5 protein-coding genes and 1 pseudogene are annotated in these 8,546 nt (G+C 56.2%); 5 read left to right on the plus strand and 1 reads right to left on the minus strand.

The window, feature by feature from the left end:
* The first annotated feature begins 1,587 nt into the window (after positions 1-1,587).
* The 4 genes from VSR34_RS36820 to VSR34_RS36835 all read left to right on the plus strand — a co-directional run bounded on the left by VSR34_RS36820 (position 1,588) and on the right by VSR34_RS36835 (position 6,434).
* Complete coding sequence (locus tag VSR34_RS36820; protein ID WP_342965052.1) at positions 1,588-2,859, plus strand: acyl-CoA dehydrogenase family protein; 1,272 nt, start codon at positions 1,588-1,590, stop codon at positions 2,857-2,859.
* A gap of 234 nt (positions 2,860-3,093) precedes the next feature.
* On the plus strand, positions 3,094-4,119 hold the full coding sequence (locus VSR34_RS36825) for an aldo/keto reductase (RefSeq protein WP_342965053.1): 1,026 nt from the start codon (positions 3,094-3,096) through the stop codon (positions 4,117-4,119).
* A gap of 613 nt (positions 4,120-4,732) precedes the next feature.
* On the plus strand, positions 4,733-5,584 hold the full coding sequence (locus tag VSR34_RS36830; RefSeq protein WP_342965054.1) for a methyltransferase domain-containing protein: 852 nt from the start codon (positions 4,733-4,735) through the stop codon (positions 5,582-5,584).
* Positions 5,585-5,616: 32 nt separating this feature from the next.
* A protein-coding gene (locus VSR34_RS36835) for an IS5 family transposase (protein ID WP_342965055.1) occupies positions 5,617-6,434 on the plus strand; the annotation gives its coding sequence in 2 pieces (ribosomal slippage) (positions 5,617-5,965 and positions 5,965-6,434; 819 coding nt in all).
* 150 nt (positions 6,435-6,584) lie between these two features.
* Here VSR34_RS36835 and VSR34_RS36840 read toward each other — a convergent pair.
* Positions 6,585-7,159 (minus strand): annotated as a pseudogene (locus tag VSR34_RS36840) (transposase); the annotation flags it as partial.
* Positions 7,160-7,280: 121 nt separating this feature from the next.
* On the opposite strand from VSR34_RS36840, the gene VSR34_RS36845 reads away from it, so the two are divergent.
* Entirely contained in the window at positions 7,281-7,727 is a 447-nt protein-coding gene (locus VSR34_RS36845; RefSeq protein ID WP_342965056.1) for a universal stress protein, read from the plus strand.
* Positions 7,728-8,546 lie beyond the last annotated feature (819 nt).

An 8,546-nucleotide genomic window follows, 5' to 3' on the forward strand; every position in this document is an offset into this window, starting at 1 on the left:
ATGATCCGCAAGGGACAAATGCAAGACGATCGCGTCGCCCGAACGGTTGCCGAGCAGTTCTACTTGCTGGCTATGTAAGCAATCCTATGTACATTCACTCATTCGATCTACCATCGCTATCGCGACAGAACCCCCGAGGGGCGCACCAGCGTCAGGCGCTTTCGCATCCACTGCCGTCATCTGCTTTCCCTCATATAACGATTGGTCAAGGTTATCTCGCCATGAATGACCACGCGGAAGTCTGCCCGCTTTCGCGTCGGGCAATGTCTCAGCCCGTATCCCGACCATTACAGCCGGGCGTTCGCTTTCTCCGCGCTCCTCTACCCACCGCGCCAACAGCGTTCCTTGCGGTTCGCCTGCCGTTGCCGGCAGCGCGATGGGCTTACCCTGTTCCGCATGAATTTCCGAGCGGGGCGGACCCTTCCTATTCGCCGGCGGCTTGTCGTCCATGGTGGCCCAGTACACGAGGACCACTCCACACCGCGTACCGTTTTGGTCCAAGCCTGTCAGCACGTTTGGCTTGCTACTGGTGACGACGTTTATCGGAAGTTCACATATGTTGGTCGTACCCGCCCATCCCTTGCTCCTCTCCGCCTTCGTGCTGGCAGATTCCGCCTCTCCTCGCGGTTCGGCGTACCGGTTGCCCAGTGGCTACGTTGTCCCCAGAGCTTCACACCGAGCTGTTACCGGCTCGGCATGTCCGGGTAGGGAACGGTTGATGGAACAACCGGTTTCATCAGGTCATACCTTCTCCAGTGAAACAGAAACTCAAGCGACTTTCAGGTCGCACATGCACATCCAATCCAACGTACACCGTGCTATCGTTCTTCATGCTGGCCTCCGTGGTGGAAATCGCTGGGTGTGGCCCTGTCCACACCGTGCGGCTCTGGCAGCGATGCTAACCCGCGTTTGATTCGCCACGCCAGGCCAGCCCCCCTGCCTCACGGAAAGTCATACTGCCTTATCCCGCTGTCCGACTTTGCGCGGCCACCTATTTTTTGCTTTCCTGGTGCGCTATTGTCGTGCCACGCCTACGGCTCAATGCCATGTGGATAAGACGATGGTCACGAGCGGTGAACCCGGGACCGCCAATTGGAATATTTGAGCGGTCACCCCTCGGCGAAGCAACGAATTCGGCATTGCTCTGACTGAATGCCAATTCAATTCTTTTGATGTTAATTGTCTTGTACCTCTCCTAAACGCGAGGCAAACTTCTGAAACTGTAGGAAGCGTTAGTTCCATCGACGTTACGATAATAGATTCGTCAACTTGAGGCCTAACCGCGAGTACCTGTTTGCGCGGGCCTTGCACCCCAAACACGCTAGCGTACATGAGGAAAACCCATGGCCCGGCCCAACAATCCCCCACTCCCGCGCCCACGGCTACAATTCATGCTTGCCAGAGATGTGAATGCTCGATGTCTGTTACAGAACCAACAGCATATAGACCGCAGCCGCCCAGGGGGGACGAGTAGCACGAAAACCGCGTTATGCTGGTCAATCGTGACGAAAGGCGCAGCAAAAACCACCGCCGCATTAAATCTGTCACAGGCAGAAGGAATGCTCGCTCATTTAATCAATCGGACTCATGCTGAAATTTATGAAGCAAAATAATGCTTTGCACGGGTCCAATCGTCCGGCGCAAAATGGGCACCACGCGGAAATTCAAGCCCCCTCTGGCCATGATGGCCCGGAGGCTTCGTCTGTCGCAGCCGAGCGGATCCTCGACGCAATCCATAAACTTGCTCCAGCCATTCTCGCGCGTGTAGCCGAAATCGAAGCCGAGCGATGCATGCCGTCCGACCTGATCGATAAATTGCGATCGATCGGGGTGTTCCGCATGTTCGTGCCACGCAGCCGTGGAGGATTAGAGTTAGATTTACCTTGGGGACTGGAAGTGATCCGCGCGTTGGCTCGGCTCGACGGCTCGGTCGGCTGGACCGCGATGATCGGCATTTCATCGGCCATTATAAGCCCTAGATTGCCGAGACAGACGTACGATCTGATGTACCAGGAGAAGCCGGACATCATCATAGCTAGTGTATCCACGCCTGGAGGCATCGCCGAGAGAGTGCCAGGTGGTTGGCGGATCAGCGGCCGTTGGCCGTTCGCCAGTTGTTGCCGCAACGCCGACTGGATGGCGGGTCTCTGTGTCATGTCGGAAGGAGGAAGGCTACTCCTCGGACCGGCAGGGGATGCGGGACCACCGTTGGTCCGGGTAGTCGCCTTGCCAGCCTCGGCTTGGCACATTGAAGACACCTGGCACGCTTCTGGCCTCAGAGGTACCGGCAGTCATCATATAGCCCTACAGAACGTAATCGCACCGGAGGCCAATTTTTTCGACTTTCCGGCTGGGGCATCATGCGAACCGGGACCGCTTTATCAAGCTTGGCGGCACCTCCAGTCGGTGCTTATTGGCGCGGTCTGCGTCGGTATCGCCGAGGGCGCGTTGTCGGATGTTGCCGAGCTCGCCCAAAGCGGCAGGCGACAACTTCGAGCGCCGGCTCGTATGCGCGACTCGGAGATGGTCCAGGTCGAGCTGGGTCGAATTGAGGCAGATGTGCGTGCAGCGCGGGCGGCCATGCAGGTCCAGGCGGAGAGTCACTGGCGGCACGCCCTAGCCGACACGCTGAATAGCCAAGCGCTGTACAGCGAGGGCATACAGACTGGAATCTGGATTGCGACGATCTGTTCCCGCGCAGCGCATGCCTGCTTTACCTTGGCCGGCGGTGTCGCAGTGTATGAATCTTCACCACTTCAGCGGCGGCTGCGCGATATTCAGGCGGCTGCGCAACACGCCATGGTCCACCAGCGGCACTATGCGGAAGCTGGTCGGATGCTGCTGGAGCGGGTCGCATGAACGTCAAGGTCGCACAAATGGCCATAGAACGCATCGGGAAACGGCAGGAAGCTTTAGGAGTGGCCTGCGTATCAACCTTCCGCATCGTCATACCCAGCGAATTCTAAGCGCACCAACCAACCTGCAGATCGGTCGGTTTATTTTATATATGGTTAGTTGTCCGATTCGACCGGCAATGCTACCCCTCGCAAGCACAGCGAGACCGCACCACGACTGTTAAAAGGCGCAACAACGATGCAGAGAATTCAGCTTGCCCCAAACTACGAGATTTCGCGTGTGATCCACGGAGGCTGGCAACTCGCGAGTGACCACTGCACACCCCGAAGCGAAGATCCCGTGGCGGACATGGTGGCCTTCGCCGATGCGGGAATAACGACTTTCGACTGTGCCGACATCTATACCGGAGTCGAAGAGCTGATTGGTCATTTCAGAAAGCGCTATCGCGACCTGCGAGGGGAGCAGGCCCTCGACCGAGTCAAGGTCCATACCAAATTTGTGCCGCATTTAGACATACTACGGCGCATAAGCAAGTCTTATGTCGAGAGAGTGATTGACCAGTCACTGCAACGCCTCAACCAAGAGCGGCTCGACCTCGTACAGCTCCACTGGTGGGAATACCGAGAGCCACGTTGGATCGAGGCGGCGCTGTGGCTCGATGAGCTTCGCCGCGCCGGCAAGATTGACAAGATCGGCGGCACCAATTTCGACACTTACCATATGCTGGAGATCGTGAATGCAGGAGTGCCGTTTACCTGCATGCAGGTGCAGTATTCGCTTCTCGACCGACGTCCAGCGCGGCGAATGGCTGCGGCGGCGGTTGAGTACGGTATCCCCCTCCTGTGCTATGGGACCGTGGCTGGCGGCTTCCTCGGCGACAGATGGTTCGGCGCACCGGAACCGACATGGGAGCTGGAGAATCGTTCGCTGACCAAATACAAGCGAATTATCGACGGCATCGGCGGCTGGGATCTATTCCAAGCCCTTCTGACTATGCTCCGCCAGATCGCGGACCGGCACGGAACCGACATCGCCACGGTCGCCAGCGCTGCGATGCTCAAACGACCGGGTGTAGCGGCCGTCATCATCGGCGCGCGCGACCGCTCCCATCTGGCCTCGAACGTCGCCATTTCCGGTCTCAGCTTGACCGCCAAGGATATGGATCTTATCTCCGGAGTGCTGGCAGAAGCGAGGGACCTCGAGGGCGATGTCTACGGGCTGGAGCGCAGCGATAGGAACGGCGACCGCATCCGCAAACTCTGATTCACCTGAATCAAGGCCGGTATCCCGATGTAAATTGGAGAAAGTTGAGTGAGAGACGCATTACCGCCTAAGTCGGCCTTAGGCATCTTGGACGACGATGAGTTGCGCGATTGGACAACAAGCGGACCGCGTCATGCAAGCCGAAGCCTGTCAACAGCGAGGCTTACCCTCTGGCGCACCGTCTTACCACGCATTGACGAATCCGTTCTAGTCGAGCGTCGCACAGCGCACCCGGAACTTCGTCTCGGCTCTCTTCCTATTGAGCCAGGTTACTTTGGGAGAGCGGTAGCAGAACGTTACTTCAAAGCCAGCGAGATCCTAATGGAAGCCATCAAAGGTGGCGCAATTTCATATCGGGACCACCCTTTTCAGCTGGACAATGGCCCTGTGACTGATGCCCCCCCAACGACATGAACCGCCACCAGAGGAGCAGAGTCTGCTGGCTGGGGCCGCTGGAAGCGGCACAAATATCGCATCTGCAGCACCCGCGTCGCGCTTCGCAATACGGCCCTTGGAACGCGAAGACCCTAGGTACATCACCAGGAAGACGAGGGCGTATGGGTTGCGAAGGCCGCGTCACTCAATCGAAATGAAAGAGTCTCAAGGAGGCAAAATGGGTTACATCATAAAAACGGATGACAGTGCTAGACTAAGACTCGGCATCCAAAGCCGGTTATACGAACAGTCCAGTGTTGACCTTATAAGCAGAGCCGGCACACTCCGCGGAAGGAAGATCCTTGAAGTTGGCTGCGGTAGTGGCGCAATGACACTGCATCTGGCACGCGCGGCTGGACCTCAAGGAACTGTGACGGCAATCGATAGCAGTCCCGCCCAACTAGATGCGTCCCGCGAATTGGTAACAGAAAATGGTTTCGAGAATGTCAACTTTTTCGAAGGCGACATTAATTGCCTAGATCATCTGGATAATTTATATGATTTAGTCTATTGTCGGATGGTGCTCCATCATGTGGCGGATGCTGATCACGCGATCCGTGAGATGGTGAAGTCGGTCTGCCCAGATGGCTATTTGCTATGCGAAGAACCGGTGATCCATGACGGTTCATTCTGTTTTCCACCGTCCGAAGCGATCGATGAATTTATAAGAATATTAAGATCCTGTTTTTCCGTGAACGGCCGTGATTACAATATAGCCTTCCGTATGGAGAGTGTCATCAGGAATCTCGGTTTGCAAATTGAACATAGCCGCTTACATCACCCGTTACTCAATTCACGCCAAGATAAATTGCTTTACGCGATGAGCTTGAGTGACCTCGCGCCACAGATGATCAAAAACGGAATAGTCGATCCCTCGTCAGCTTCTGAACTGCACGAGAAACTAGTGCATTTGTCGAATTCTGAGACGACGATGACGTGGGCGAGGATGCACAGCGTCCTGGCACGGAAGTCTAAGTGGCCAGTTCAAAAAAACCTTGATGGTCTGTTAACTTTCGCGGCGCGATGTTAACCTCAGTCGTCCAGAGAACGGAGACCGAGGGGATGCAAGCGCCGATCATTGACGACGAATTGTGGGCACTGATCGAACCGCTACTGCCGAAATCCAGACGCCGAAACAACGAGCGCCGCGGACGACCCCGTGTGTCAGAGCGGGCGGCGCTCAATGGCGTCTTGTTTGTGTTACGCACCGGGATACGGTGGAACCACTTGCCGTCCGAACTGGGGTTTGGGTCCGGGGCGACCTGCTGGCGTCGTCTCGACGCATGGCAGAAGGCAGGCGTCTGGAACAGGCTGCATGCATTGCTGCTCGACAGGTTGCGCGAATCCGGACAACTGGACCTCTCATATGCTGCCGTCGATTCATCGTCGGTACGAGCCGTTGGGGCGGGCGAAAAACTGGGCCGAACCCCACGGATCGCGCGCGCCCTGGTTCGAAGCACCACGTCCTTGTAGATGCCAACGGGGTACCGGTCAGCGTGATTCTGACCGGCGCAAACCGTAACGACGTCACTCAGTTGCTGCCGTTGGTCGATGCCATCGCGCCGATTCGCGGCACGCGTGGCCGACCACTGCGCAAGCCAAAAGTCATCTACGGCGATCGCGGCTATGACTCCGACGCACATCGCCGGCGCTTGCGAGATCGTGGCATCAGGCCAGTAATCGCGCGGCGTCGAACTGAACATGGCAGTGGCCTGGGGAAATTCCGCTGGGTGGTAGAACGAACTCACTCGTGGCTCCGCAATTTCCGTCGGCTTCGCATTCGCTTCGATCGCCGTAGCGACATTCACGAAGCATTCCTCAAATTCGCTTGCTCGCTCGTGTGCTGGAATATACTCAAACGAGCGCAGTCGGCTGTTTGAACTGGCCTCTAATGGTACAGAACGGCATTATTCAAAGGCTTAGAGACGGTTTCATAAAATCGTCGGGCTTGCTGAATGGTGTTCCGGCAGATAACCCAACGGGCAGCTTAGAAGGCGCTTTGCAGCTCTGTCAAGAGCTGCAAAGTGGAAGAGAAAAAGCAGGGAGAACAGGACGAAATGCAAACCAGTCAAGGTTTCTGGCAAACGCTCGTAGTCTCTTGGTTGAGGCAGCCGAAACTGCGCTCTACCACCCAACGACGCGGCAAGAGTACAAAGCCTCCATTCGCCTCCGGCAATTTGACCACTTGAAGCTCGATGCCCTCATCTCGCGCGGCCTCTTCGGGCTCTTTGCCGACGTAGCTTTGGTCAGCAAACGCGATTTTCACTGTCTTCCCCGTAGCCTGCTGGACCTGTCGCGCACAGTTCGCCAACCCGTGTACGCTCCTTTTCACTGGCCAGCGTCACATGCTCTCCAGCGGGCGCCAAAATGTACGCACGGCCATATGGCACTTACTGCCTTTCTTGAACTTCCACCAGTCACAGCCTGTGCGTGGACCACGCTAGCACTAGGACTGCAGCGTGCGTCCATCGAGAATGACCACACTGGACTGACCCCGGCGACCGTGCGTCACACGGATAATCAAGCGCAGATCACTGACCATGGATTTGAAGCAGCCCGAGGTGCTGCGTCTACTGGTAGACAATTCCCAAGGCGGAAAGTCATTGTGGGTTACCACAGTCTGGCTTAGTACCGCTGCCTTCTCCCTTCGCATCGGAAGCCGGATTTCGACGAAGCAAAAGAACTGATTCTCGAAATATCAACTCCACAAGTCTAACGGACTCCTAGTGCCTGACTACCAAAGCATTCTTGTTTACTACGACGGATCGGAAGAAAGCCAGCAAGCTCTGAATCGCATTCCCGAGTTGTGCTGGCAGCGAGCAGGGTGTGAAATCCACGTGCTCGCCGTTGCCGATATTTATACTGCACTCATATCGACGACTGGGATCGTGACCGACCTTGCTTATTTAACATATTTAAACAATACATCGCAGTTACTGGACAACGCGCTTTGTCGCCTGAAAAGCGAAGGCATTAGGGCGAACGGCTATCTTTATCACGGTACAGTGGTCGAAAGTATCGTTCACTACGCAGAGCGGTTGAATGCTGGCTGGATTGTGGCGGGATTTCGCCCTCGTCAAGGAATTTCAAGGCTATTGCGTGGCCGCCCTTGGCAATTCGATTTGATCGAACGTTTGGTTAACCGAATGGTTGTTATTGTCGCTAAAACATGACGCTAGCATGTTCTTATGCTTCATCGGATCGTCAATTAGATTCAGTGTCTTCCGCCGTGCCGCGCGAGAGAATTCAGCTATCACACAGATTCCACCTCTCAGGTAAGCGTTTCTGCTGGCGGATCGAAGTCGGGAGTCACTGAATATTTCCGCTAGTCTCGCATGGCGGCGAGTACGGCTTTGTGCGTATTGAAATCTAGCCGGAACATTGAGCAAGGACGAGTGCACGGTCCGCAAATGCCACTGCGCACCAATGTCGCCGCTCCGCGTCCGCGTCGCGCGGAATTTCGAGGGGCCAAAGCATCCCGAGGGCTTTCTTCCCAAGCAAGCAGTGGTTGAAGCCGGCTATCGCACCGAGATAACTGTTAAGCAGTTAAAGTCGCCCCGACTATTGTGAGAGTCGGGGCCGAATTTGAACTCGCTGGCTACGCGGTTGCCGCGAATAGACATTCTCATCCTTCCCAGGACAATTTGGGATAACTGGCATGATAAAGCAAATGCCCACGGCGGGGACAATTGCGAGCCTCTCGAACTACTGCCGCAACGCTACCGCCAGATCCTCGGGCGACGCTGGTTTCAGGAGATAACTGTCGAATCCGGCCGGCGCACCACGAGCGCCGGTCACGGGGCAGTGACCAGTCAATGCGACGAGTCGGGTCGACGCACATCGCGCCAGCTGCCTGAGCCGAGCCGCTAGGGCGTGTTCACACTAATTGTGTTTGATCGTATACTTCGGTGATGGAAATCACCGAAGCCCAATATCAACGGATCGAGCATTGCCTGCCACGACAGCGGGGCAATGTCAGCTTGACGAACCTG

Source organism: Paraburkholderia sp. JHI2823, from assembly GCF_038900695.1.
Classification (GTDB): domain Bacteria; phylum Pseudomonadota; class Gammaproteobacteria; order Burkholderiales; family Burkholderiaceae; genus Paraburkholderia; species Paraburkholderia mimosarum.

What these genes read in the sequence shown, in the direction of transcription:
- VSR34_RS36820 (WP_342965052.1), top strand. Translation starts at nt 1,588, where the DNA reads ATGCTGAAATTTATGAAGCAAAATAATGCTTTGCACGGGTCCAATCGT.
- VSR34_RS36825 (WP_342965053.1), top strand. Translation starts at nt 3,094, where the DNA reads ATGCAGAGAATTCAGCTTGCCCCAAACTACGAGATTTCGCGTGTGATC.
- VSR34_RS36830 (WP_342965054.1), top strand. Translation starts at nt 4,733, where the DNA reads ATGGGTTACATCATAAAAACGGATGACAGTGCTAGACTAAGACTCGGC.